Raw genomic sequence first — 26,417 nt, 5'->3', positions numbered from 1 at the left:
TATAGTTACCTTGTTGTTGGCATTTACCTCATCTTTGAGTAACAAAAAACCAACCAACCATGGAAAACATAATTGAAATCTTCATTTACATACATGCCTTTTTTGGTGGCATAGGGCTTATTACCGGTATTGGAAGTATCATCGTTAGAAAAGGAAAATTAAATCATAAACGTTTAGGCAAATGGTTTACGTGGTCTATGATCATTAGCTCTGCCATTTCCTTGGTAATAGCACGTTTACCAAACCACAGGAACACCTTTTTATTTCTCGTGGGCATATTTACCATTTACATGATCTTAGCAGGTAACAGAGCGTTAACATTTAAATCAGTCAAAAAAACAGAAGCCAATTTAATAGATAAACTTGTCTCTGGTACAATGGTAATAAGTGCACTGCTAATGATAGGCTTCGGCATCACCGGATTACTAAACGGTTATTCGCACGCTATACTTTTTCTTTTCTTCGGCTTAATAGGTCTTTTTCTACCGTATGGGGATTACAAATTATTTAAGAATACCCTAAAAAACAGAAAGCTTTGGCTTATTAACCACCTTAGCAGAATGTTAGGCGCACTCATAGCATCCGTTACAGCATTTATAGTTGCCGGAATGAAGTACGATACCCTTTGGGCATGGATGATTCCGTCGGTTATTGGTACCGTCTATATCATCTACTGGATTAAAAAAGTAAAAGGTAAAAAGAAACTAAAAACTGCTTAACCTATTCTTTTAGGTTCAAGTTCTCTGCAAAGTAGTCACAGAAATCTTTCATGGTAGCGGTCATTTTCTCGTCTTGTGTCGCCTTTAAAAAAGTCTCTGACAAAGAAACCAATGTTTGATGAAAAAATGTTTTCATCTCATCTACAGGCATATCTTTTGTCCACAAGTCGATCTTTAAAGATTCTTGATTCTTGCTATCCCAAACAGATAATAACATTGCCTTAGCTTCCTCGTTTTCAATTCCGCCGTCTTGAGCAGACCAGTTTAATGTTTCAGGAATTCTATTTTCATCTAATCCTACGCGCAACGTAATTTCTGAAGTATGTAAATCTGCCATTTTAAATTCTTGGTTTGTAATTTGATTTCTTAAAAATATCATCTGCAGGCATCGTCATTAACTGTTTCATGCTTACATCATTATTCTCCATAAAAGCACGCACTATTTGCCAGCCTATATAACGACCCAATCTACCAGGAGATTCATTATCCAACTCCAACCCAAATTTAGAAAATGGTGCAGGATCTAAAAATCGCTGATTCAATTTATTATCGGTATCGTATAAATATTCATTCTCAATAAAATTTCTCCACATTGGCTCTTCATTGGCAATAGCCCAATCAATATCCTCTTGAGAGTATCCTATTTTCTTACGATCTTCTGCCTGTGGCATCAGTTTATCCTTCAGGTATAATTCTTTACCAAAATAAATCATACGGGCTAAAAATGTACGATCTCTTGGTCTTGGTACCACTTGCTTAGCAAACGAGCTAGCTACATCACTAACTAAATAATTACGATCTAAAGATTCGGCTATGTAGCGCTGAAAACCTCCATAATACTTATGCTCAGAACCCAAATAATTATCTAGGCTAATAAACAAAAGACTATCGGTCATTATAATCCTGTTATTATAATCTACATCATTGGTTACCGTAATTACCTTTGGCACAGCATACTCAGGAAAGTAATATTTTATATGCTTAAATAATTGTACCAGACCTTCTTCTTCGTCTTCAAAACTGCGAAAGGAGTTACCAACTTCTTGAAACAATTCTATTTGTAGAGAATCTTCCATCTTCGCTATCCAAACACTATCTGGCGCAGGAAATAAATACGGATACATTTTACGCAATGCCGGCAGACCTTCTTCACCCGAAGTTGCAAATTCACGATCAAATCGAGAAATTTTCAGGTCCATAGGTATAGCGGCTATCTCTTCAGCTACCTTATCACTATCATTACAGCTAGAAAGAATGAAAAAAACTGATAATAGTATAAAAATAGGTTTGACCTTAGCAAGTATTTTACAATACATTTTATTATTCACGGTGTTCAACTTATTTTTAGGGCAAAGTTAATTGATTTTACTAAATAATTAGAGTGGTATGCAAACGGAAAAGGTAATTGAGCACATTGTTAATTGGTTAAAGGATTATGCTACTAATGCAAAACAGAAGGGTTTTGTTATTGGTGTATCTGGAGGAATTGACTCTGCGGTTACTTCTACCCTATGTGCAAAGACAGGTTTAGACCTACTTTGTTTGGAAATGCCTATTCACCAAGCCGAAAACCAATCTGACAGAGCATCTAGACATATTGATTGGTTACAAAAGAATTTTTCTACTGTAAAAAGACAACCAGTAAACCTTACTCCCGTATTTGATAGTTTGGTAGCAACACTACCTCCTGTTGAGAATGAGGAAGATAGATTTATGTCTTTGGCAAATACTAGAGCTAGGTTACGTATGACGAGTCTTTACTATTTTGCAGCACTTGAGCGCTATCTTGTAGCAGGTACCGGTAACAAAGTGGAAGATTTTGGTGTTGGTTTCTATACTAAATATGGTGATGGCGGAGTAGACTTAAGCCCGATAGCAGATTTAATGAAAACCGAAGTTTACGCCATTGCAAAGGTTTTAGGCATTAACGAAGAGATTATCGGTGCAGCACCTACAGACGGACTTTGGGGTGATGACAGAACTGACGAGGACCAAATTGGCGCTTCTTATCCTGAGCTAGAATGGGCGATGACGATGAAAGACGAAGGCAAATCAACGGATGATTTTGAGGGAAGAAAAAAGGAAGTATTTACTATATTTACACGATTAAATACAATGAACCAACATAAAATGATGCCTATACCTGTTTGTGAGATACCAAAAGAGTTAAAATAACAACTCAACTAAGAATCAGGGTATTAAAACGAAAATAAAGTTCGAAATTATACGTTACTAATAAAAAAATGCAACTTTGACTTCTAATTTAGAATTTTAAGCCTTACATTGCATGTAGTCTTTTCAGACAAAATAGGTTCTAAAATCTATATAAAAAAATATTAATGATCAAAGTTTTAATAGCGGATAACCACCCTATCATAAGAATGGGAGTACGAAAGGTTCTAGAAGCCGCTGAGGGATTTGAATTGATCGATGAGGTAGCTACTACCGAAGAACTTTTTGAAAAACTTAAAGACACAACCCCCGATGTAGTCATGCTAGAAATGGATATTCCAGATATTAATGGAATAGCAGCATTACGTAAAATCAAAAAAGATTACGCGGACGTAAAAGTCCTTATGTACAGCGGTCAATCTGAAGATGTTTACGCTCTTAGCGCCATTAGAGCTGGTGCTTTTGGGTATTTATCAAAATCATCTGGTGTAGAATATATTACTGCAGCAGTTACCAAAGTAAGTGAAGGTAGCATGTTCATTACAAACGAACTTGCACAACGTCTTGCTTTTGATGAAGGAACTAAAAAACCAAGAAGGTTCTTTAGAAAACTATCTACTAGAGAAATAGAAGTGTTGAAACTTTTAGCTAGTGGTAAACGAAATAAAGAAGTTGCTTTAGGATTAAACCTAAACGAAAAAACAGTTAGTACCTACAAAGCTCGTTTAATGAAAAAATTAAATGTAGACAATATGGTAGATTTATTACAACAGGCAAAAGCCTTAGAATTGTACTAAATTCCTACAACTGGAATAGAATAAAAAAAGACCTGCTTTTAGCGGGTCTTTTTTTATTTACAGTATTTTTAGATACTAAGACAATACTCTATTCAATTTCTGATTTAGTAATTTGTTCAACTGAATGTAGTTCATAATTTCCTCTAGCGCCTCCCTATTATCTTTTTCCGTTCCTTCTGTAGTACTTTGCAATGTTGACATTCTCTTCTTAATTAAGAAACAACGCAAGGTTAAAATTGTTTCGCTGACCAACTGAGCCACTCCCAATTCTTTTTTCTTTGGAAAAATTTCTTTACGCTCCCAGTTATGTAAAGCATAGCGCTCTTCTTCCATTAAAATGGACGAAATCTGATTTGCCATTTCCTGCTCCAATCCATTTACAAATGTGGTAATTGAAAACTCTTCCGTCTCATTTAAAGCTTCAATTAACTTGGCGTACATTTTACGAAAATCTTCATTGGCCAATTCTATTTCATCTTCTTGAAGGTCCAAAAATATTTTCTCATATACCTTAATCTCAGAGGACTCTGGCTCTAAGACTAGGTCGCCAGACTCATTCTCCTTCAAGACCAAATCTTCAAATTCTTCTTTGTGGTTGCCATACAACATAAGCGATTCTATAATCTTTCGCTCTAAAACATATTGTACATCAACTTTCTCTTGCTTTTGCTCATCTACATCTTTACCACGAACTACATCAAAAGCTTTCTGCTCTTCTTTAGGTTGGCTCTTTACGTCCTTCTCTTCTTTCTTCTCTATCTGCGCCAGGGTATTAAACAATACCGCTTCAGATATATTCATGATCTGGGCGCATTCTTGAATGTAGATTTCTTTCTTTATACGATCGGGAATCTTAGATATACTATTAACAATATCCCTAACCGTATCTGCCCTTTTTATAGGATCGTTGTCTGCTTCTTTTACTAAAAGTGATGCCTTGAACTGGATAAAATCTTTTGAATTATCCCCTAAATAAGACAACACCTCTTCTAGTTCATTGTTCTTGGAAAAGCTATCTGGATCTTCACCTTCCGGAAAAGTACAGATACGAACGTTCATACCTTGTTCCAAGATTAAATCGATACCACGAAGCGATGCACGCAGACCTGCCGCATCTCCATCAAATAATACCGTAATATTTTTAGTAAGCCTATTAATTAACCTAATCTGCTCTGGTGTCAAAGCAGTACCACTAGAAGATACTACGTTATCTATACCACGTTGTGCAAACTGTATGACATCTGTATACCCTTCTACCAAATAACAATTATCTTCTTTAGCGATAGATTGTTTAGCATGGTAAATACCATACAGCACCTTACTTTTATGGTAAATATCACTCTCGGGCGAATTTAAATACTTCGCCGCTTTTTTATCATTTGTTAAAATACGGCCACCAAAACCTAATACACGTCCACTTAAGGAATGTATTGGAAACATGACCCTACCTTTAAATCGGTCAAATTTTCTTGACCCATTTGGGTTGTTAGGATCCTCCTTAACTATGGTCAATCCTGTTTTTTGAAGGTATTCTAATTTATAACCTTTATCTAGAGCTGCGGTAGTAAAACCGTCCCACTGATCCAAACAGTACCCTAGCTCAAATTTCTTTATAGTCTCATCTGTAAAACCACGTTCCTTGAAATAACTGAGTCCAATTGCTTTACCCAACTCAGATTCCCATAGCATTTCTTTAAAATGGGTTTGGGCGAACTCTGAAACCAAGTACATGCTCTCTCGCTCACTAGCTTGCTCTTTCTGCTCGTTAGATTGCTCAGTCTCTTCAATTTCAATATTGTATTTCTTAGCCAAATACTTAATAGCCTCAGGATAGGTAAAATGCTCATGCTCCATTAAGAAAGCAACTACGTTACCACCTTTTCCACTACTAAAATCTTTCCATATTTGTTTTACAGGGGAAACCATAAAACTAGGCGAGCGTTCATCTGTAAACGGACTAAGCCCTTTAAAGTTTGTACCCGATTTCTTTAATTGTACAAAATCACCAATAACCTCCTCTAAACGAGCAGTTTCATAAACTTTATCTATGGTAATTTTTGAAATCATAATTGACTAGGAGTAGTTCCTCTAAAAAAGAAACAATTTTACGTAATTTAGAACATCAAAAGTACTAATTATGATTCTATTCTTTGGCACCAGACCGGGTAAACCAGAAACCATAACCCTTTTTAATTCTACTTGCACTTATTGCCAACAAAGAGGAACACTAACAGCAGTTACACAGAAAAATTATTTCCATATATTTTGGATTAAATTATTTAAAATTTCAAGCAACACTACAGTTGAATGCAGCCATTGCAAACGCGGATACTATGAAAATGAGTTTACCGATGAAATGAAACTTGAATTGTCTAAAACCAAAAAATAGCTGTAGTAACCGGTTTTTACACACGGCACCACAGCTAAATTGATTGATGAATATTTTTATACTATAAATCGAAACGAAGACCTAGGGATACATTTCTTTGATCCACCGCAGCGTTCTTAAATATCGGGTTTAAATCGTACTTCACATATAATAGAACACCATCAACACCTGCATACGCACTCAACCCATATATTAGATCGTTGGTGTTGTAGCTACGCTTTAATTTGTCTTTAACATTATCACCGTCAATTTCATATTTCAACTTCTGACGCGTACCTATATTAAAACCTCCGTAACCACCTAGTCCAACTCTAAATTGATTTTTTAAAGAATAACGCATGGTTTTATCGGTTGTCTTCAATTTAGACGGACCAAATTCGAAATGCATAGGAAACACCAGGTTATCCATTCTAAATTTTGATTTATCTAACTCATAATCAAATTCTTGAAGCTCTGATTGTCCGTTCTCAAGGGAAACCAAGTATTGATTATCCTTTGCCTTTAATCCGTTAAATTGAAAAGAGAACCCATAATTGAATCGTAAAAAATTTGAGTTCTTAAAAACTCTAGTACGCCATTGCCATCCCATTTCAAAAAATCTACTCCCACCAATTTTATATGGAGAATCGTTTAAAGATTGCCCTTCGGTAATTACATTGTTCAACCCAACGGCCATTATAAAATCTGAATATGTTCTTCTATCATATTTTGGCTCTATTCTTTTTGGATTATCATTAATTCTAATTCCAAAAAGTTTTGAATCCTCCCCGTCATCATCACCAAACCCTATTTGAAAAGCAAACTTATAATTCAAGGTATCCAATTCTTTTACCTCTCCATTATTCCTTTCCAATAAAGAAATTTTATTATTGATTATAGCTAATCTTTCTTCAATATTCAACGCTCTTTTCTCGGCAGCTTTCATTTTCAATGAATTGGCTTCATCCTCTGAAATTTCACCATTCTTTAATTGTTTGGCTATTTCTTCTATTTCAAATTTTAATGCTTCCTTTTCTTGAGAAGTCACATTTAATTTCTGCTCCTTTAATATTCCTATTTTCTTTTCCAAGTCTTCTTGAGCAGTCATATTTTGCACCATAAAAAGTGTAACCAGCCCTACTAAATACATTGTAATTGTTCTCATTTCGATTTTGATTTTTGTTGATGAATAAAACTCCGCTCCCTGTCCCTATGTGATTTTATAGAGATAAAGAATAAAACGATTTGTGTTTGATTAATTATTGCGGTCTGCAACGGCAGTACGCACCTTGATAAAACTGGCTTTTAATGAATTAAATATTTGGTCTCGGAAGGATTGATCAAGCTCGCCCTCAACCTCTGTCAACAAAGCCATTGCATCGACAGATTTATCTGTATTAAATATCTTCTCTCTTAAAATTTCATCTTGTGCACGTTTCAATAACGAGTCTACCTCCGCATCGGTTACAGCACTATACTGTTCTAACTCATTTAATTGTGCAACTATGCCTGCCACTTTTGTATTTATAATATCATCTGAAATTTCTAATTTATCCTCTATTTTTTCAGACTCAATATGTTCTACAGATGCAATTTCAATTTCATTTGTAGTATTGACGACCTCTATTTCTTTTATTGGTTCTTGCTTCTTTTCTACTACGTTATTAATTTTCTCTAAATCACTAGTTGTAGCTAAAGTTTCTTGTTCTTTCTCTACAAACGGTACTTCTTCCGTATGTATATTCTCTTTCAATACTTCTTTACTATCGGTTTCAACAACTTTAAACTGTGTTCCGTTAACCTTATCTCCACTGTTAAAAAAGAACATTGTAACTCCTATTAAAACAATAACACTAGCAGCTATACCCATCCATAAGTACACAGGTTTCTTTTTTCTGTCATCAGTATTTAATTCTGATGATAATTTTTCCCAAGCATTTTCTGAAGGTTGAATTTCTCTTTCCTTGAACTGGGCTTTTATATGTTTCTCAAATTTATCAGTTCCCATACCCTATAATATTTTGTTGCCTTAATTGATTTTGTAGCAATTTTCGGGCTTTTAATAATTGTGTTTTTGAAGTGCTCTCGGTAATAGAAAGCATTTCTGCTATTTCTTTATGCTTGTACCCTTCTACAGTATACAGTACAAAGACCATTTTATATCCTTGCGGTAAAGCATCTATTAACAGCTGAATATGTTCGGTGTCTAAATCTGTACTCTGCGAAATTTCTTCAGACTGATTTTTTTCGTACACCTCATCATCATAAACAACAAATTGTTGCTTTCTTAGATAAGAGATACTTTCCCTAATCATTATTCTTCTTAACCAACCTTCAAAACTACCTTCAAATTTAAAAGTGTCCAGTTTATTGAACATTTTCAGAAATCCTTGCACCATTACATCCTCGGCAAAATGAATGTCTTTTATATATTGTCTACAGACACTTAGCATTTTTGGAGCATGCTTTTTATATAAACGCTCTTGCGCATCTCGGCTTCCCGATATTGCTCTTTTAATGAGCTGGTTTTCGTTTTTATAAAAAGGTATAATTTTCAAAATATTGGTTTGGTCTTCTATTATACTAGACGCAGATCTTTTAATAATAGTTGCCTGAAAATAAATAAATTTTAAAATTTATCTATATATAACTGTTTTACAGTACTTTAAAATTAAATATTTTTAGATTAAATTATTTTTTACGATCTACCACGTAATTTACCATCAATTCCAGAGCAGCTTTATAGTCAGATTCTGGATAGGTACTTAGTAGTTCTAAAGCCTCATCCCTATATTGAAGCATTTGACCAACTGCATAATCGAGTCCGCCCTTTTCTTTTACAAAGGCAATAACTTGTTTTACGCGTTTTTTATCTTTGTTGTGGTTTTTAATAGAATTGATAGCCCAACTTTTCTCTTTCTTGGCACAGTGGTTTAAAGCGTATATTAACGGCAACGTCATTTTCTGCTCCTTAATATCTATACCTGTTGGCTTTCCTATTTTTTGACCACCGTAATCAAAAAGGTCATCTTTTATTTGAAATGCCATACCACAGAGTTCACCAAACTTCCTGAATGTTTCTACATCTGTACTATCTGGTTTTACCGAACATGCACCTAATGAACAGCATGCTGCTATAAGAGTTGCAGTTTTCTGTCTTATAATTTCGTAGTACACCTCTTCGGTAATATCTAAACGCCTTGCTTTTTCTATTTGCAATAATTCTCCCTCGCTCATTTCACGAACGGCTACAGAGATTATTTTAAGCAAATCGAAATCGCCATTATCAATAGATAACAATAGTCCTTTAGAGAGCAAATAATCGCCCACTAAAACAGCTATCTTATTTTTCCAAAGGGCATTAATAGAGAAGAATCCTCTACGTTTATTACTTTCATCGACCACATCGTCATGAACCAAGGTTGCGGTATGTATAAGCTCTATTACCGAGGCACCACGATATGTACGCTCATTTACCTCACCATTATTCAGCAATTTTGCAGTAAGAAACACAAACATAGGACGCATCTGCTTCCCTTTGCGATTAACGATGTAATGGGTTATTCTGTTGAGTAGTGCAACCTTAGAAGTCATTGAATCTCTAAACTTAGATTCAAACTTCTCCATTTCCTGATAGACAGGTTCCTTTATTTGCGCTACTATTTTCAGTTGCTCTTAATTAGAACGCTAAAATTAGGTAAAAGCTAGCAGTTAACAGTACTCGGAGAGGAGATATTGATTACTTGGTTGATGGTTGATGGCTGATAGTTGCTGTAAAAATGAAATTTAAGTTCAAACTCAAAAATCAAGCTCAAATTCAAGAATGCTTTTGGCTTTTGGCTTTTGGCTATAACGCTTCGAGTTTTTCGTATTAAGTAATAAGATATTATATTAGCAATTGCTCTAGTAATTCGTATTACTTAATACCTTCCATTTCTAAAGCTTAGCTTTGCTAAATAATTTATCTTCTAACAAGTCTATTTTCTATACTCTATTTTCTCTCTTCTAACTTTAGACTTCGTACTCAATACTTTGTACTCAATACTTAGTACTTTTCACTTTGTATCTCGTACTTACTACTTTGTACTTCTAACTTTTATTCGCTAACTGACCACAAGCGGCATCAATATCCTTTCCTCTAGAACGACGAACGGTTACAACAATATTATTTTTCTCCAAAGTATTTACGTAACGATCAATAGCTGCATTAGATGCTTGTTTAAACTCGCCATCATCAATAGGATTATATTCTATTAGATTTACTTTAGATGGTGCAAAGCGGCAGAATTCTACCAAGGCGTCTACATCTTTTTGACTATCGTTTATACCGTCCCACACTACATATTCGTAGGTAATTCTACTTTTTGTTTTTTCATACCAATACACTAGCGACTCTCTTAAATCGCTCAAAGTAAACTTTGCATTAAAAGGCATAATGGACGTACGTATCTCATCTATTGCAGAATGTAATGAAACCGCCAACTTAAACTTGACTTCATCATCTGCCATTTTTTTAATCAACTTAGGTACACCTGAAGTAGATACGGTAATTCGCTTTGGAGACATCCCTAAACCGTCTGGAGAAGTAATCTTATCAATTGCCTTTAGAACATTGTTATAGTTCATCAAAGGCTCTCCCATACCCATAAAAACAATATTGCTCAATGGTCTTTCAAAATACAATCGGCTTTCATTGTCTATAGCAACTACTTGATCATAAATTTCATCGGGATTCAAATTACGCATGCGCTTTAAACGAGAGGTTGCACAGAACCTACAGTCTAAGCTACACCCAACCTGACTAGATACACAAGCTGTTGTTCTTGACTTTGTAGGTATCAATACCGACTCTACAATTAAATCGTCATGCAAGCGTACGGCATTCTTAATGGTACCGTCACTACTGCGTTGCATTAGATCTACCTTAATATGGTTGATAACGAAATTAGCTTCTAGCATTTCCCTAGTTTCTTTAGACAGATTGGTCATCACATCAAAAGAATAGGTAGCTTTCTGCCACAACCATTCATACACTTGATTACCTCTAAAAGCTTTGTCTCCATTAGAAACAAAAAAGTCCCTAAGCTGCTCACGCGTTAATGCCCGGATATCTTTTTTCTTTATTTCTTCCATTACTTAAAGGTAGGTATTACTAATTATAAAAATCCCGCTTTCTCAATTTGCAGATAAAGCGGGATTTTCAATTTTTCCTTTTAAAAAAAGGAGGTATTCTTAACTTATATAATCAACATGGCATCACCATAAGAATAGAACTTATAGTTTTCCAATATTGCTTCTTTATATGCTTTGTTCATTAAATCATGACCCATAAATGCAGATACCATCATCAATAATGTAGATTTAGGTAAGTGGAAATTAGTGATCATTGCATTAGCGATACTAAAATCATAAGGAGGGAAAATGAACTTGTTTGTCCAACCTTCATATGTATTTAATGTATGCTTAGATGAAACTGCACTTTCCAATCCTCTCATTGCAGTAGTACCAACCGCACATATACGACGCTTTTCTAACTTAGCGTTGTTTACGATATCAGTTGCTTTTTCATCAATAAATAGCTCTTCGCTATCCATTTTATGCTTAGATAAATCTTCAACTTCTACAGGATTAAAAGTACCTAACCCAACGTGCAAAGTTAATTCTGCAAAATCAACACCTTTAATTTCTAAACGCTTTAATAAGTGCTTAGAAAAGTGAAGACCTGCTGTTGGAGCAGCAACCGCACCTTCATGCTTTGCATAAATAGTTTGGTAACGCCCTTCATCTTCTGGCTCAACTTCTCTCTTAATATACTTAGGCAATGGAGTCTCTCCTAATTCTCTTAGTTTTCTTCTGAAATCTAAATAAGCTCCATCATACAAGAAACGTAATGTTCTACCTCTAGAGGTTGTATTATCAATAACTTCTGCAACCAATGTTTCATCATCACCAAAATATAGCTTGTTACCAATACGTATTTTACGTGCTGGATCTACAAGAACATCCCAAAGACGTTGTTCTTCATTCAATTCACGCAAAAGAAAAACTTCAATACGCGCACCAGTTTTTTCCTTGTTACCGTATAAACGAGCAGGGAAAACTTTGGTATTGTTAAGAACCATAACATCACCTTCATCAAAATAGTCAATCATGTCTTTGAACATCTTGTGCTCAATCTTTCCGGTATCTCTGTGGATGACCATTAACTTAGACTCATCTCTATTTTCAGAAGGATGCTCCGCCAATAATTCTTTTGGAAGCTCAAAATTAAAATTTGATAATTTCATGTAGCTGTTATATTTAATGTAGCAAATTGCGGCTGCAAATATACAATCTGCAGATAGGCCTTGTCAAGTAAATCCCTAATTATAATTCTTTTAAACTGAAATCTAATTGTTTTAGATCATTCCAGAAATCTGGATACGACTTAGAAACCACTTCTGCATCGTTTACAAACATGGTCGTTTTCATTGCTAAAGGAGCAAAAGCCATAGCCATTCTGTGATCATTATATGTATCAATAGCTACCTCTGGAATAATGGTTTTAGAAGGAATTATGGTAAGTGTTTTATCCGTTACAGAAATATCAGCTCCCAGTTTAGAAAGTTCTGTGTGTAACGCTTCTAGACGATCAGTTTCTTTAATTTTCAACGTATGCAACCCAATTAAATGACAACCCACACCTAACCCAAAGCAAGTTACCGCTATTGTTTGTGCTATGTCCGGAGCATTCGCCAAATCAAATTCATTTTCTGCCAATACTTTCTTATCGGTCTTTCTCAAAGTAATCTTATTCTCACCAAAAGTAGTTTCTACTCCAAATGAAGTATAAATATCTGCCAAGACACTATCTCCCTGAAGACTCTTCTGCTTATACGCAGATAAGGTAATTTCTGTTCCAGGAGCGGCAAGTGCACAAATACCATAAAAGTAAGATGCCGAACTCCAATCAGATTCTACTACCAAGGTTGTAGGCGCAACTTTATCCTTAGCAGAAACTTTAATTATATTTCCTTCAAAAGAAGTTTCTACACCAATTTCTTCCAATAACGCTAGCGTCATTTTAATATAAGGTACCGAAGTAATCTTACCGACCAACTCTAATTCTAGTCCGTTTTCTAAACTTGGGGCAATTAACAGTAGTGAAGAAATGTACTGACTACTCACATTTGCAGGCAAGCTCACTTTATCTTTAACTATTTTTTGTCCTTTTATTTTTATTGGAGGATAACCATCTTCTTGTACATAAGAGATTTCTGCTCCTAGTGATTTTAAAGCATCAACAAGAATTTTAATAGGTCTTTCGGTCATTCTTTTAGACCCGGTTAAAATTACTTCTTTTCCTTCTTGTGAAGAAAAGTACCCTGTTAAGAAACGCATAGCCGTACCTGCATGGTGAATGTCTACCGTACCATCTGAAATCTTCAACCCTTTTGCCATAACCTGGGCATCGTCAGAGTTTGAAATATTCTCAATTTTAATATCTGGAAATAATGCAGCCAATAACAGACTACGGTTAGATTCACTTTTAGAACCTGTTATAGTAATTGTATTGTTTAGCTGATTGTTTGCTGGGCCGGTTAGGTGAAGTTTCAATGCGTGTCGTTTTAAAAATCAAGCGACAAATATACGCCTATTTCAACTTTTTATTGTTGTGATGACGATCATGATCACGCTTTGTTTTCAAATCTAACTTTTTATCAAAAGCTTGTTGCAAATCGATACCCGTCTGATTTGCCAAACATAGTACAACGAACATTACATCTGCCAACTCCTCGCCTAAATCTTTATTCTTATCTGACTCTTTTTCACTCTGCTCACCGTAACGTCTGGCTATAATTCTCGCTACCTCTCCTACCTCTTCTGTTAGCTGCGCCATATTGGTCAGCTCATTAAAATAGCGAACACCATGTTTCTTAATCCAATTATCTACTTCTAGTTGTGCGTTTTCAATGTTCATATTGTACTTTAAATTTTTTCAAAAACAATTAAAGATTGACTCTGACTTTTTACAGCTTCACTAAAAAGTTGTTTCAACCCCTCATAATAACCATTATTATAATGTGCAGAATTCAAATCAAAAGTAAAAAATAAATTAAGGGCACCACTGTTATTATCAGATACATTTAGTTTTAATACGCCACCATTATCTGGTAAGGAAAAGTTCTTATTTTCAGGTATCGACTTTACATTATACCCATCCGGTATTTTAACATTTAAAACGTACTGATATCTCATTGGATAACCAAAATCAATCGGATAAGTTCTTTCTGAAGCTGTAAACGGATTGTTATCAAAAAATTTAAGCACAAATGGATTTAAGTAAATATTATCCTCTTGAAACAAATTTTCCATTTCAAAATTGAATCTTTCTGTCAACTTCTTTTCATCAGAATATTTGAGTTTTTTTTCATGAGACATAATATGAAAATCATCTGAAATTTCTTCTTCTAATCTTTCAATATAACTATCTTCTTTTGTTGTTGACAACACTTCATCTTGAGCAACTTTTTTATATCCTGTATTTATAAGGTCAAATACTCCAGTTAATTTTTTTTCGCTTGCATCGATTGTCATTTGAGCACGCAACATGATGGCATTTGACTTTTCTGGTACAATATCAAACCAATAACTATCATTATCAAAATCCATTACACGACCATAATAATTTAAGCTATGATAAGGTAACATTCCAAAAGGCATATATTTATTAGTTGCGTCTAATAAGTAGGCTTTTTCACCAATATCTACTTTTGCTATTAGATAATTGAAATCACTCATTACCGGATGAGTTTTCTTAGGTAGACCCTTGTTTCTTGTTGCCAATAACATCATATTAACATTTAAACCCGCAGCATTTAGTAAATTGATCAATGAGATATTAATTTCAGCGGCACTACCTTTTTTCTGATCAAAAGCATTTTTCACTTTATTGTCATTCCATACCCCATACTCTTCATTCCATATAAAATGATTTTTGACAAACTCATAAATATTCTTTGCCTTGGTCAAATCATCACCTTGAGTCAAAAGACCCGGATCAACACTTTTTGAAAAAAAATTTTTCTTTTTAAGCTGAACACCTAAATCTCCATCTGTTTTAAATTCCCTATCTACTGCTTTCCATGTTTTCGTATATTTATCTGTGCCTCCATAAAAACTTTTATACTCAGAAAGTTCAAACTCAATTCTAGATCTGTAATTATTTGCCGAAAGCATGTACTTTTCTGAATCCTTGAAGGCGGGTATATCTTTCATGGCATATCTTAGCGCTTCACAATCACTATCTTGCTCTAATCCTGGAAACTTAAAACAAGAACTTATTATTCTAGATTCATCCACAGAAAGTTTCAAAGACCCTATAATACTTCTGTTATACAGCCAATTACCCGGTATTTCAGCATAAAATTCAGAATATAACTTAGGAATATCGGTCTGAAACTCCCAACCCTGAAAATTAAAATGAAAAGGTGACTGCATTTCATATTCATACTCCACTATTACCCCTTCTTGTACATTTGGAAATGTAAATTTTAATTGAGTCCATTTTTCATTTATTTCTTCCTCATAAAATTCTGCAGTTTTGACGGGTATACTCATGCCATTATTGTGTGTGACAGCCTTAATTTTTACTATTTTTTCCTTATTTTTTTTTGAATGATATAATGGTATTTCTATATCCGCATGTTTAAAACCATCTTTGTTTAAAATCTTCACTTTAGCGTGGTATTTGGTAATCAGCCAAATGTAACTATCTCTTACATCAAAATAATTGTGTCCGTATTCAGACAAATAAACAGCTGTTGCTTCTTTATCTTTATCATAAGAAGTAAATGAACTTTCCGATTGTGAGATAGTACCAAATTCTGGTTTTTCTTGAGCAACAAGAGATAAAGTACACAATATAAAAATCAAATAATATTTTTTTCTAATGGTATTGAACATTATTATTTCTTATTTAAAATACAAATTAACAAACACTTACTTAAATACTATTTAAGTTAATCTCTACAACATTTATACTCTTGACAAAACAATTTTTTCTGTCTGTTTCAGTACCATTTGATTATAAAACTCCTTTAAAGATTCATAATAAAAAGCAGGTATTAATGCTTCTTGAATCTTTGTGGTGCTAACAACCTGTAATAGATTTCCATTTTGTTTAATAGCGAAGTTAAAAGTGCCAATTTTATCAGGTAGCCCTATTGTTATTTTCTCTGGCAAAGATTCTACCTTATAACCATCAGGGATGGTGTAAGTTATGCTCACCTTACTGGAAGAAGGATAATTAAAATCGATAGGGTATTCTCTTGAATCTAATTTAAAAGGATTTTCATTTAAGCTTAAAAATAATAATGGATTGAAATATAATTTGTCATCAATTACCTCTATTTGTTCATCATTAATAAACGACAAAGAATACTCTAAAGGCTGATCTGGAGCTTTGCCATTTTTTAGCTCAAAATCATCTACTTCTATATTTTGGTATAATGAAGAATTATTAAAAATTTCCTCTTCGGTTTTATCATGATTATCCATTCTATGCTCGAAAGCTAAATGATTACTTAAACGAATTTTCATTTCCCCTTCAATCAAGCCATCTTCCTTTATGTTGGCTTGCATAAAAACAAATTTATTAGAAATAGATTTAGCCGCTAATGAAACTTCTTTTGAAGTACCATCTTCTCTAACTAATCGACCCATCCAATTCATAGCTCGACTTGGCAACTCGTTTACTGCCAACATTTTTTCAGTAGCATCTAATACAATAAAATCTTCACCATTTTCTATGGCGGCTATAACATAATTAAAACCACTGGTGGTAGGAAAAATAGGAATACCATTAGATTTTGTACTTACTAAAACAGGGTTAGCTTTTATACCCGCGTATCGCAACATAGATGTTAGCATTAAATTTATTTCTGCAACGTTACCCCTTTTCTCCTCATATGCTTTCTTTACACCAACACTACAACCCACACCATAATAATCATTCCAACTCATTCTATTCTGAACATATTTATAAATCTCAGATATCAACAATTTAGCATCTTTATTTTCCGCTATAAGCACGTCTAAGTCATTTCTATAAAATCTATTCTTACTAACTTGTTCCCCAAAATCATCGTACTTATAAATTGTATTTGCAACATCTTCCCAAGACTTACTATATATTTTAAAACCAGCGTTTGGAAATTTTGTTGACTCTAGTTCAAATACAATTGCACTTCTATAATTCTCAATATTATTAGTGTAATCAACCTCTTTTAGAGCAGGTATATTTTCTGCGTTGATTTCATAATGCTTCTCAAAAAATTCAAGTTCAGCCAACTGGTTTGTTGATTTTGACCCAACAGACCCAAAACTATCGTCTCTTTTTGTTTTATAATTATAATTGATTTTTCGATTCTTTTGAGATTCTTTTAATGATATAGGATAAAAACCTTTTGTAAATCTTTTAAAATTAAAATACTCTGGCACCTCTACGCTTAATTCTACATAATCTAAAGGTATACCGTATTGTAAAGTAAAATCATCCATATAACCTACCATATCAGAACTAATGTCATATCTTATATCCATTACACTACCCACCTTCACATTCGGCATAGTGATAGAAACACTGTTGCGATATTTACTTACATTTTCTAAAAAAATCCCTTCTTTTTTAAGCTTACTTTCTTCTATTTTACCATTAACAAGATTATATGTAAACCCTTTAATATTATATATTTTTTGTTCCCCAGAATTAGAGGTATATAAGGATACTACTTTAGTAGCCCAATCTAAACCAGCCTTGTTATAAATTTTAATTCTTAGATGGACTTCTCTGGTTGTATTAAATCCTTTGCCAGAAGAATAATTGTAAAAAAGTCTTTCTTTTTTATATAATATTGCTGCCTCTGAATCACTATCAACAGCATGTAGTTTCTGAGCAACTTGCTCCATTGAAACCTTTCCAAACTTTACGGCACTAGATTGTGCATTTATTGAAAATGAAATAAAAGCTAAGGTGATTGAAAAAAATAATTTCATTAATTTTATATTTTAATAAGTACAATTTTTGATGCGTCTACTCTAGAAATGGTCTTTCTAAAATCTCGATAATCATTATAACTGGTTTTTGAGAATTTACCAGGCTTCATTAATAATCTCCTTTTGAAATGTAATGTAGATTCTGATAATTGTTCTACATTGACTTCAAATTCACCAAAATCATTTTTTAATTTTACTGGCTTTAATGAAGATTCTATTTCATAACCATTTGGTATTTCTATTATAAATTCATCTTCATCTAAATACCCTCTATTAATAACTATATCTCGGTTTCTCTCTTTATCCCTTTTGGGCACATATTCGTTTCTATTCAACATGTTTGGAGCAAAAAGAAGGCGGTCACCTGCTTTTGACAGATATCCAGATGTTTTTATATCTATGTTCTCGATTGTTTCAATATTATCCTTGTCATTTACTATATCATGGTTTAGAATATGTACATCATTTATGTAATCCCAATGACGTTTGTAGTACTTCTCCACATCTTCTTTACTATCATTCGACAAGCCATATTTTTGATTGTACTGTATACCAGTACTTTTTATCTTTAACTGCGCATTAATTTCACTTTCTCCTATTATTATATTTGCCGTAGTCATCTGTTTACTTTGTTCAGATGTATACTGCCTAGACTTTACCATTTCACCACCATCAGGACCCACTTTTAATACATACCTATTATCTGTAAATGTTCCTGAAAAATTTGCAGGTACTACTTGACTGGTACATTCTAACCAAATTTCCTCATCGACCAATGGTACGTTCAAAAAAGCATGATTACCTTGTAAAGACGGAAAGTCATAATCTAAACTTCGCATATTTGGACCTGCCGAAACAATAGTATAATATGACTCTATACCAACTGCTTTCAGCAAAGCCATTGTATAATTAGTAAGACCTTTACAATCACCATACTTGACTCTATCTACTTCAATAGCGCTTATTGGCTCCCATCCACCTATACCCATTTGTACACTGATATACCTGGTGTTATCCTGAACAAATTGATATACTATTTTTATCTTTTCTTTTGGGTCCTCTATTCCCCTAACTAAAGTCTGTACTTTTTGAATGGTTGAAGCGTTAAGTTCCCCTCGCCCCTTTAATAGAGAATTGTATATCCAACCTCCAAATTCTTTCCATGAAGTTGCATGACCCTCTACCCCTTTTAAATGAAAATCTTCAAGTGCGAATTGTACATTAGGTGCAAATTCTATAAACTCAGGATCAAAATCTTCTGACTCTAATGCTTTTAAATTTACCGCTGTATAGTTTACGCCAGATTCTATTTCTGAACGTATCACATTATAATCTGCAAGATTATTTTCCTTATATCTATATTTAATTGTTGAAGGCAAATTCAAATTGAATTCACTTTTTTCAACACTTAGTCTATAACCATCCATAAAAAACCAACGTGGCATAAACGCTGTATCAGATGTTGTATGCTTTTCGGTTAAAACAACTGTATAAGGATATTTAGTAGGAGTGTATCTGAGATATTTTACTCTAGAATCAGAATACAAAGTTCCTTCACCAGTAGCAGTTTGGTCAATGAAATCCTTTTCTTTAAACTTTTCTATTTCTTTGCCATTAGCATCAAGTATTATGGCTTCAAGATCCTTTATCGAGGTCTCGTTGTCATAAAACACTTTGGCATTTACATGCTTAGAACCACTTTCATTTAATACGGTGACCACTCTTTTAGATGTAACTTCCATAAAATCAGAAGATTTAACTAAAACAGTACTTTCATCTAAACGAACAACAGCATCTGAATTTTTTAAAAAGGAGGGTTCTATTTTAGAAAAACTGTATTTTTGGGCAATCGCGATATGAGTTATCGCGAAGAAGAACAGAAAAAAAGATAAGCGCATAAGTTTGGTAAGCTGGTTTCTATCTTAACGACAAAAACAGTATATTTCTTACAAAAATTTACAGAAAAATTATTGTACCCTAAGTTTTATCTTTAGTATCTATCAAAATTGTAACAGGACCATCATTCAGTAACTCAACTTTCATATCTGCTCCAAATACACCTGTACCAACTTTTTTATCCATTTTAGATTCTAGGGTAGCAATAAAAGCTTCGTAAAGTGGAATAGCTACTTCTGGTCTTGCTGCTTTTATATAAGATGGGCGATTTCCTTTTTTTGTACTTGCATGCAAGGTAAACTGACTTACCACAATAGCATCTCCGTTTGTTTCTAGTAGAGAATTGTTCATTACCCCTTCTTCATCATTAAAAATACGGAGATTGACTATTTTATTCGTGAGCCAATCAATATCTTCTTGGGTATCTAAATTTTCAATTCCGATAAGTATTAAAACACCTTCCTCAATGGCGCTTATCTTTTCTCCATTAACCGTTACACTGGCTTTTGATGCACGTTGTATTACTGCTCTCATTTCTTATCATCATGTATATCTACTCTGTAATGCTCTTCTTCTCCCTTTATCATTTGCAGGTAACTATTGTACCTGCTCCAAGCTATATCACCTGTTTCTAAAGCATCTTTAACGGCACATTTTGGCTCATCTACATGAATACAATTATTAAACTTACATTCTTGTTTCAATTTAAAAAACTCTGGAAAATAGTTCCCTATTTCTTCTTTTTCCATATCAACGATACCAAACCCTTTTATTCCAGGCGTATCTATAATACGGGCATCAAAACTTAAATCGAACATTTCTGCAAACGTAGTCGTATGCTGACCTTGTAAATGTTGCTCAGAAATCTGTTTTGTTTTTATATCTAAATTAGGCTCAATAGTATTTACTAATGTAGACTTACCAACACCCGAATGTCCAGAAAACATTGAGGTTTTACCTTCCATCATTTCTTTTACCTTGTCTACATTTTTTCCTGTCGCTGCTGAAATGCCAATACAGGTATACCCTATTTTTCGGTATAATGCCGCTAAGAATTTAATTTCATCTAACTCTTCTGGTGTATAGGTATCTACTTTATTGAATAGTAAAATCGCAGGAATTTCGTATGCCTCGGCCGTAATTAAAAATCGATCTATAAAAACCGGATAGGTTGGCGGATTGTTCAATGTTACCAATAAAAATACTTGATCTAAATTGGCCGCTATAATATGGGTCTGCTTAGATAGGTTAACAGATTTACGAATGATATAATTTTTACGATCTTCTATTTCATTAATAATACCAAAGGTATCATCGCCAGTAGTCTCCACTTCAAAACGCACATAGTCCCCAACCGCAACAGGATTTGTACTTTTTATACCTTTTATCCTAAACTTTCCTTTGATTCTACACTCATAAAAATCGCCATCATCTGCCTTAACAGTGTACCAACTTCCCGTAGATTTGTATACAATTCCTACCATTTATCCAAAATACCTTCCTTTTATACAAAGTAACTGCTTTAAATATAAAAATTAACATAAATTTGGATTTAGAACTATAACATTAAATAATAACCAAAATCAAGAAAATGAAATCCGTTAAAAATTTATTGCTGACGCTAACCTTATCAGCGTTTACTTTTGGGGCAGCCCAGGAGACAATTACAAACGAATCTGTAGTACAAATGGTCGAGCTTGGCTTCGACGATTATATGATTATTGATAAAATAAACACTTCTGATGTAAAATTCGATGCTTCTATTACTGCTTTAGGTGCCATGAAAAATGCAGGTGTTTCTTCTGAAGTTTTGTCTTTAATTATGGATAAGTCTAAACAGAACACAATGTCCAAAACTGGCATATATTATACTGATGTAAGTGGTGAAGACAAATTGGTTCAACCAAGTGTATTTTCTGGAGCTAACTCTAACCAAGTTGCACAAAAATTGGTTTCTGGTCTAATCAACGCTAAACAAAAAGCACAATTACCAAAAACACAATCTAATAACGTTATTCGTCAAAGTCAACCTGAATTTACTTTTATTTTTGACCCTAGTGTTACTCAAGTTGATAATATGCAAAACAACCAAGGTAGCGATGCAGGTATTTTTAACTGGTGGTTTAGAATGGCAAGTAACCCTAACGAGTTTGTTTTGGTAAAACTTACCGTAAAAGAGAAAAAGAATCTTAGAGAAGTTATTACAGGTAAAAGTAGCTGGATCACTAGTAGTAGTGGTATAGACCCTAAATACGCCCTTAACTTCGCTATCGAGGAAATTGAAGGAAATAAATTCAAAGTTACTCCTGATTCGTTAGAGCCAGGTGAATATTGCTTTATTTACCAAGGTCAAGTACCTCAAGGTAGAGAGAATCAATCTGTATTTGATTTCTCTATTCAATAGAAAAACAACATATTTTATATAAAGACCCGATGCCAAAAACATCGGGTCTTTTTTATTTCTTTTACTCATTCTTATCAAGTCCAAAATTTATATAACAATAAATTTCAGGCTTTTAAATGCAATTAAACATGTTTTGAAGTGTTAGTAATTCATAATCATCGAAAAGATGACCAATCATTAAAAACCAAAATCATGAAAAAAAGTATTTTTAGTCTTCTATTAATTTTCAGTGGCGCCCTAAGTTTAAGCGCACAAGAGTTTAAAGTTATTACAAGTGTAGAATCTATCGTATCAAGTGGAATGGGACGCTCTAGAATTATAGATGGTAATGAAGAAAAGGATTATGCTGAATTTACCACAACCCAAACCGAAGATGACAATAGCCGTAACAAATCTAAAAGAGATGAAATTAGGGTAAGAGATTTTGACGAAACCAAACTTTTAAATTTCTTCAATATTGGAGGCATCCGTTTTCAGAATATAGCTGCCAATGATGCCGTTATAACTTCAAAGATAAATGCAATGGTTGCCGAAGGATGGGAACTCGCATTTGTAACTAGCGCTGTTGAAAGTGACGGTGGTAAAGGTGATTCTTCAGGTATTTTTATTACCCGTTATATTTTTAAAAGATAAATGAACACATAAAAAAAGCCCGGTCAATTGACCGGGCTTTTTTATTAAATATACTCTATTACTATTGCGCTAAATTTATTTCAACGCGTCTATTTTTCTGTCTACCATCTTTGTACATGTTGGTAGCGATTGGCTTACTTTCCCCATAACCGATAGCAGTTAACCTTGATGGTGAAATACCTCCAGTAATTAAAAACTGCAATACGGCTTGTGCTCTTTTCTCCGATAGTTTTTGATTGGTAGCTTCAGAACCTATACTGTCGGTATGCCCTTCAATTGTGAAGTTAGCATTTGGGTATTCATTTAATATCCCAATAATATCTACCAACACTGGTGTAGATTCATCTTTAAGCGTAGATTTTCCTGTCGTAAACAAAATTGTTTTTGCATACTCGTTCAAAGACTTTTGAACCTCAGCAGTAACTACTGGCTCTGGACAACCATTGTTTGCAACTGTACCCATTTCATTAGGACATTCATCATCTTTATCTATAACCGAATCGCCATCAGAATCTGCCCAAGGACAACCATTATTCTCTACCGGACCTGCCTCATCTGGACATTGATCTTCATTATCCAATATAGTATCGCCATCAGTATCACCCCATGGGCATCCGTTATTTTCTACTGGACCTGCTTCTTCTGGACATTTATCTTCATTATCCATTACAGAATCTCCATCAGTATCACCCCATGGGCAACCATTATTTTCAATTGGTCCTGCTTTTTTAGGACAACCATCTTCTTTATTAGGAATACCATCACCATCAGAATCTTTAGGCCGACCATAATATACCGGTATTTTCAAACCTGCATACACATCTGCTCCTTGAATCTCATTCTTAGTAAATGTAGATATTAGAGAACCTGAACCAATGTAAAGTGGACCCGCACGTAAACCTGCACCTATTTGAAGTCCGTTATATTGATAGCTGCTAACCGGCAAATAGAAACTGAACCATTTGCTTTCAAAACGTGGCGTCAATGAAAACACATTTGCTGTTCTTAAAACATTTTCACCAGCAGAACGCATTGATAAATCTGTATTGAAATTTAAATAGAAATTGCTCTTAATATTCCAATCTGCGTTAAAATGAAGGGCAGTTGGTAAACCAGCTTTCATATCTTCTGTAGCTTGTGTAAACGTATATAGGTTCTGTAAATCATCAGAATCTTCAATATTGTCATAATCATCTTGGGTAATGGTGTTGTTGATATTGTAATTATCAATTAAACTACCCTTATAATTAACCGACCCAATATCAGTAAGAGACAAGCCTAGTTTAAGCTTGTATTTATTCTTATCCTTCATAACGGTTTTTTCACCGTCTGCGCCTGTAACCACATAGTCTTCGTAATTAGGTCTCCATTCATATACAAAACCTAAATCGACACCAAAACCTTTTGCATTTGGTACTTCATACTCGTAATTATCATCATCATAATCATCTGCACGACCATAAATTAAATCACCTGTAGATTCTAAAGTTCCTATAGTTGAGCTATCAGGCAATGTTGCACCGTCGGCATCATAATCTATAGTTACATTTCTACCTGTAACATATGCATTACCAAAACCTTTTAAATACTTTAAAGAAAGACCGCCTTTTAAGAAATGTTCTTCTTTATTCATCAACTCTTGTGCATAGGTAAGACCTGCTTCTGCCCAACCGTGACCTGATGCAAAGAAATCTCCTTCGTTTACAATAAAATCTTGACTCTCATCTATACTGTCATCAAGATCATCTAGACTTTCACCGTTAAATTCATTACCTGTAACAAAACTTCTTGCTCTTGTAAAAACGGCTATAGATGATGTTCTACCTACATTAAACATAAAGGATGGACCTAATATATCTACGTTGCCCGAGAAGTTATTATTGCTTGACAGCATTAAATTGGCGTCAGTATCATAGTCAAAATCACTAGAAACTAATTCCGAGAAACCTACCCCTATATAATCATTGGCTAAAAATGCACTTGCACCTACTAAATTGATATCTGTCTTAAAACGAGAATCCGCTATATTCGCAGGGTTAGAGATTACACTATTTACACCACTATAGTTATCGGTCAAATAGCCTATATAGGATTGTGCTTTTGCCGATATTGATGCAATCAACATAATACCTACTAATAATACTTTTTTCATACTCTTGGTTTGGTTAAAATGATTTTATAAACCCCTAACGGATGACCGTTACGTATATTGTTAAAACGTATACCTTTTCTTACAATTTTAAATTAGCCACAAAAAAACATCCGCAATGTGCGGATGTTTTATATTTATGAAATTGAGCAAATTTTACGCGTTTACTATCTTCTCTTGATGATTTATAGATTCTTGGTGAATAGCTTTGAACATACGAAGAATAAACTCTTCACTAAGTCCTTTACTTTCCCCTTCTAAAATCATAGCTCCTAAAATCTGATTCCATCTGTTAGATTGAAGAACGGCAACGTTTTTCTGCTTTTTAAGCTCACCTATACCGTCAGAAACTTTCATTCTTTTACCTAAAGTATCAATAAGCTGACTGTCAATAACATCAATTTGAGCTCTTAAATTACTCAACTGAGAATTGTACTCTGCTTCTGGATCACTTTCTTTTCTAATTTTAAGATCTCTCATGATCTGTACCAATTTATCTGGGGTAACCTGTTGTGCAGCATCACTCCAAGCATTATCTGGATCATGGTGTGTTTCAATCATTAAACCGTCAAAATTCAAATCTAAGGCAGTTTGCGAAACATCAAAAATCATATCACGATTACCGGTAATATGCGAAGGATCGTTTATTAAAGGTAAATCTGGAAATTTGTTTTTGAAATCAATAGCCATTTGCCATTCTGGTATATTTCTATACTTCGTTTTTTCGTAAGTAGAAAATCCTCTATGAATTGCTCCTAATCTTTTGATACCTGCAGTGTGCAATCTTTCGATACCACCTAACCACAAAGCTAAATCTGGATTTACTGGATTTTTCACCAATACAATCTTATCGGTACCTTTTAGTGCATCTGCCAATTCCTGCATGATAAACGGACTAACAGTTGATCTTGCACCGATCCATAACAAATCGATATCATGCTCTAAAGCCAATTCAACGTGCGCACGGTTAGCAACCTCTGTTGCTGTTTTCATACCTGTTTCAGCCTTAACTTTCTGAAGCCATTTAAGACCTAAAGCGCCTACTCCTTCAAAATTTCCTGGGCGAGTACGTGGTTTCCAGATACCGGCTCTGTAATAATTTACATCGGTATCTTTTAAGGAGCGTGCTATACCTAACACTTGTTCCTCTGTTTCCGCACTACATGGCCCTGCTATTACTAGTGGATGGTCTAGGTTTAAGTCATCCAACCATGTTCTCATTTGTTTTGAATTTTCCATTTTA

Annotated in this window: 24 protein-coding genes; 6 read left to right on the top strand and 18 right to left on the bottom strand. The window is 34.1% G+C overall.

Features of this window, described 5'->3' with window-relative positions; genetic code table 11:
- The first annotated feature begins 59 nt into the window (after positions 1 to 59).
- Positions 60 to 719 (top strand): hypothetical protein, encoded by a 660-nt coding sequence (locus BM296_RS17535; protein WP_091905141.1) that lies wholly within the window; start codon positions 60 to 62, stop codon positions 717 to 719.
- Position 720: 1 nt separating this feature from the next.
- Here the strand turns inward: BM296_RS17535 and gldC are convergent, their stop codons facing one another.
- Together gldC and gldB are read right to left on the bottom strand one after the other, a co-directional pair.
- The gene (gldC, locus tag BM296_RS17530; protein WP_027068021.1) at positions 721 to 1,056 is read right to left on the bottom strand and encodes a gliding motility protein GldC; all 336 of its coding nucleotides are present in this window, start codon (positions 1,054 to 1,056) and stop codon (positions 721 to 723) included.
- 1 nt (position 1,057) lies between these two features.
- Positions 1,058 to 2,035 carry a gliding motility lipoprotein GldB gene (gldB, locus tag BM296_RS17525; protein ID WP_091905138.1) on the bottom strand — a complete coding sequence of 326 codons (978 nt, stop codon included), beginning with the start codon at positions 2,033 to 2,035 and terminating at the stop codon, positions 1,058 to 1,060.
- A gap of 70 nt (positions 2,036 to 2,105) precedes the next feature.
- On the opposite strand from gldB, the gene nadE reads away from it, so the two are divergent.
- Entirely contained in the window at positions 2,106 to 2,894 is a 789-nt protein-coding gene (gene nadE / locus BM296_RS17520; protein WP_027068023.1) for an NAD(+) synthase, read from the top strand.
- A 164-nt stretch (positions 2,895 to 3,058) separates the two neighbouring features.
- Entirely contained in the window at positions 3,059 to 3,688 is a 630-nt protein-coding gene (locus BM296_RS17515; protein ID WP_027068024.1) for a response regulator, read from the top strand.
- A gap of 75 nt (positions 3,689 to 3,763) precedes the next feature.
- Here the strand turns inward: BM296_RS17515 and dnaG are convergent, their stop codons facing one another.
- A complete protein-coding gene (gene dnaG / locus BM296_RS17510) occupies positions 3,764 to 5,755 on the bottom strand; it encodes a DNA primase (RefSeq protein WP_091905136.1) in 1,992 nt (663 codons plus the stop codon).
- A 70-nt stretch (positions 5,756 to 5,825) separates the two neighbouring features.
- On the opposite strand from dnaG, the gene BM296_RS17505 reads away from it, so the two are divergent.
- Positions 5,826 to 6,077, top strand: a complete 252-nt coding sequence (locus tag BM296_RS17505) for a zinc-ribbon domain-containing protein (protein ID WP_091905133.1) — start codon at positions 5,826 to 5,828, stop codon at positions 6,075 to 6,077.
- A gap of 61 nt (positions 6,078 to 6,138) precedes the next feature.
- Here the strand turns inward: BM296_RS17505 and BM296_RS17500 are convergent, their stop codons facing one another.
- From BM296_RS17500 to rsgA, 13 genes are all read right to left on the bottom strand, one after another.
- Positions 6,139 to 7,221: a hypothetical protein gene (locus BM296_RS17500; protein ID WP_091905130.1), complete on the bottom strand. Its 1,083-nt coding sequence runs from the start codon at positions 7,219 to 7,221 to the stop codon at positions 6,139 to 6,141.
- Between the two features lie 90 nt (positions 7,222 to 7,311).
- Positions 7,312 to 8,064: a hypothetical protein gene (locus BM296_RS17495; protein ID WP_091905127.1), complete on the bottom strand. Its 753-nt coding sequence runs from the start codon at positions 8,062 to 8,064 to the stop codon at positions 7,312 to 7,314.
- Positions 8,054 to 8,614: an RNA polymerase sigma factor gene (locus BM296_RS17490; RefSeq protein WP_091905124.1), complete on the bottom strand. Its 561-nt coding sequence runs from the start codon at positions 8,612 to 8,614 to the stop codon at positions 8,054 to 8,056. The genes BM296_RS17495 and BM296_RS17490 overlap by 11 nt, the downstream gene beginning before the upstream one ends.
- A gap of 133 nt (positions 8,615 to 8,747) precedes the next feature.
- A complete protein-coding gene (locus BM296_RS17485; protein WP_091905121.1) occupies positions 8,748 to 9,725 on the bottom strand; it encodes a polyprenyl synthetase family protein in 978 nt (325 codons plus the stop codon).
- A gap of 420 nt (positions 9,726 to 10,145) precedes the next feature.
- Positions 10,146 to 11,189 carry a dual-specificity RNA methyltransferase RlmN gene (gene rlmN / locus BM296_RS17480; protein ID WP_091905118.1) on the bottom strand — a complete coding sequence of 348 codons (1,044 nt, stop codon included), beginning with the start codon at positions 11,187 to 11,189 and terminating at the stop codon, positions 10,146 to 10,148.
- 104 nt (positions 11,190 to 11,293) lie between these two features.
- Positions 11,294 to 12,343, bottom strand: a complete 1,050-nt coding sequence (gene queA / locus BM296_RS17475) for a tRNA preQ1(34) S-adenosylmethionine ribosyltransferase-isomerase QueA (RefSeq protein ID WP_027068031.1) — start codon at positions 12,341 to 12,343, stop codon at positions 11,294 to 11,296.
- A gap of 79 nt (positions 12,344 to 12,422) precedes the next feature.
- Positions 12,423 to 13,652 (bottom strand): 3-phosphoshikimate 1-carboxyvinyltransferase, encoded by a 1,230-nt coding sequence (locus tag BM296_RS17470; RefSeq protein WP_091905114.1) that lies wholly within the window; start codon positions 13,650 to 13,652, stop codon positions 12,423 to 12,425.
- Positions 13,653 to 13,689: 37 nt separating this feature from the next.
- Positions 13,690 to 14,016 carry a nucleotide pyrophosphohydrolase gene (locus BM296_RS17465; RefSeq protein WP_027068033.1) on the bottom strand — a complete coding sequence of 109 codons (327 nt, stop codon included), beginning with the start codon at positions 14,014 to 14,016 and terminating at the stop codon, positions 13,690 to 13,692.
- Positions 14,017 to 14,024: 8 nt separating this feature from the next.
- A complete protein-coding gene (locus tag BM296_RS17460; protein WP_091905111.1) occupies positions 14,025 to 16,001 on the bottom strand; it encodes a DUF3858 domain-containing protein in 1,977 nt (658 codons plus the stop codon).
- Positions 16,002 to 16,073: 72 nt separating this feature from the next.
- Positions 16,074 to 18,092, bottom strand: coding sequence for a DUF3858 domain-containing protein (locus BM296_RS17455; RefSeq protein WP_091905108.1), 2,019 nt, complete (start codon positions 18,090 to 18,092; stop codon positions 16,074 to 16,076).
- A 5-nt stretch (positions 18,093 to 18,097) separates the two neighbouring features.
- The gene (locus tag BM296_RS17450; RefSeq protein ID WP_091905105.1) at positions 18,098 to 19,990 is read right to left on the bottom strand and encodes a DUF3857 domain-containing transglutaminase family protein; all 1,893 of its coding nucleotides are present in this window, start codon (positions 19,988 to 19,990) and stop codon (positions 18,098 to 18,100) included.
- Positions 19,991 to 20,069: 79 nt separating this feature from the next.
- A complete protein-coding gene (dtd, locus tag BM296_RS17445) occupies positions 20,070 to 20,522 on the bottom strand; it encodes a D-aminoacyl-tRNA deacylase (protein ID WP_091905102.1) in 453 nt (150 codons plus the stop codon).
- Positions 20,519 to 21,472: a ribosome small subunit-dependent GTPase A gene (gene rsgA, locus BM296_RS17440; RefSeq protein ID WP_091905099.1), complete on the bottom strand. Its 954-nt coding sequence runs from the start codon at positions 21,470 to 21,472 to the stop codon at positions 20,519 to 20,521. The genes dtd and rsgA overlap by 4 nt, the downstream gene beginning before the upstream one ends.
- A 107-nt stretch (positions 21,473 to 21,579) precedes the next feature.
- Here rsgA and BM296_RS17435 point away from each other — a divergent pair, with 107 nt between their 5' ends.
- Both BM296_RS17435 and BM296_RS17430 read left to right on the top strand, forming a co-directional pair.
- Positions 21,580 to 22,392 (top strand): hypothetical protein, encoded by an 813-nt coding sequence (locus tag BM296_RS17435; protein ID WP_091905096.1) that lies wholly within the window; start codon positions 21,580 to 21,582, stop codon positions 22,390 to 22,392.
- A gap of 192 nt (positions 22,393 to 22,584) precedes the next feature.
- Entirely contained in the window at positions 22,585 to 23,025 is a 441-nt protein-coding gene (locus BM296_RS17430) for a hypothetical protein (RefSeq protein ID WP_027068039.1), read from the top strand.
- 61 nt (positions 23,026 to 23,086) lie between these two features.
- Here the strand turns inward: BM296_RS17430 and BM296_RS17425 are convergent, their stop codons facing one another.
- Both BM296_RS17425 and BM296_RS17420 read right to left on the bottom strand, forming a co-directional pair.
- Entirely contained in the window at positions 23,087 to 25,177 is a 2,091-nt protein-coding gene (locus BM296_RS17425; RefSeq protein WP_091905093.1) for a DUF5723 family protein, read from the bottom strand.
- Positions 25,178 to 25,330: 153 nt separating this feature from the next.
- A complete protein-coding gene (locus tag BM296_RS17420; protein ID WP_027068041.1) occupies positions 25,331 to 26,413 on the bottom strand; it encodes a bifunctional 3-deoxy-7-phosphoheptulonate synthase/chorismate mutase type II in 1,083 nt (360 codons plus the stop codon).
- Between the last annotated feature and the right edge of the window lie 4 nt (positions 26,414 to 26,417).

The sequence above is a fragment of the Maribacter stanieri genome (assembly GCF_900112245.1).
In the GTDB taxonomy this organism is placed as follows: domain Bacteria; phylum Bacteroidota; class Bacteroidia; order Flavobacteriales; family Flavobacteriaceae; genus Maribacter; species Maribacter stanieri.
The sequence above is the reverse complement of the archived record's forward strand: the minus strand, read 5'-3'. Positions and strand labels throughout refer to the sequence as shown.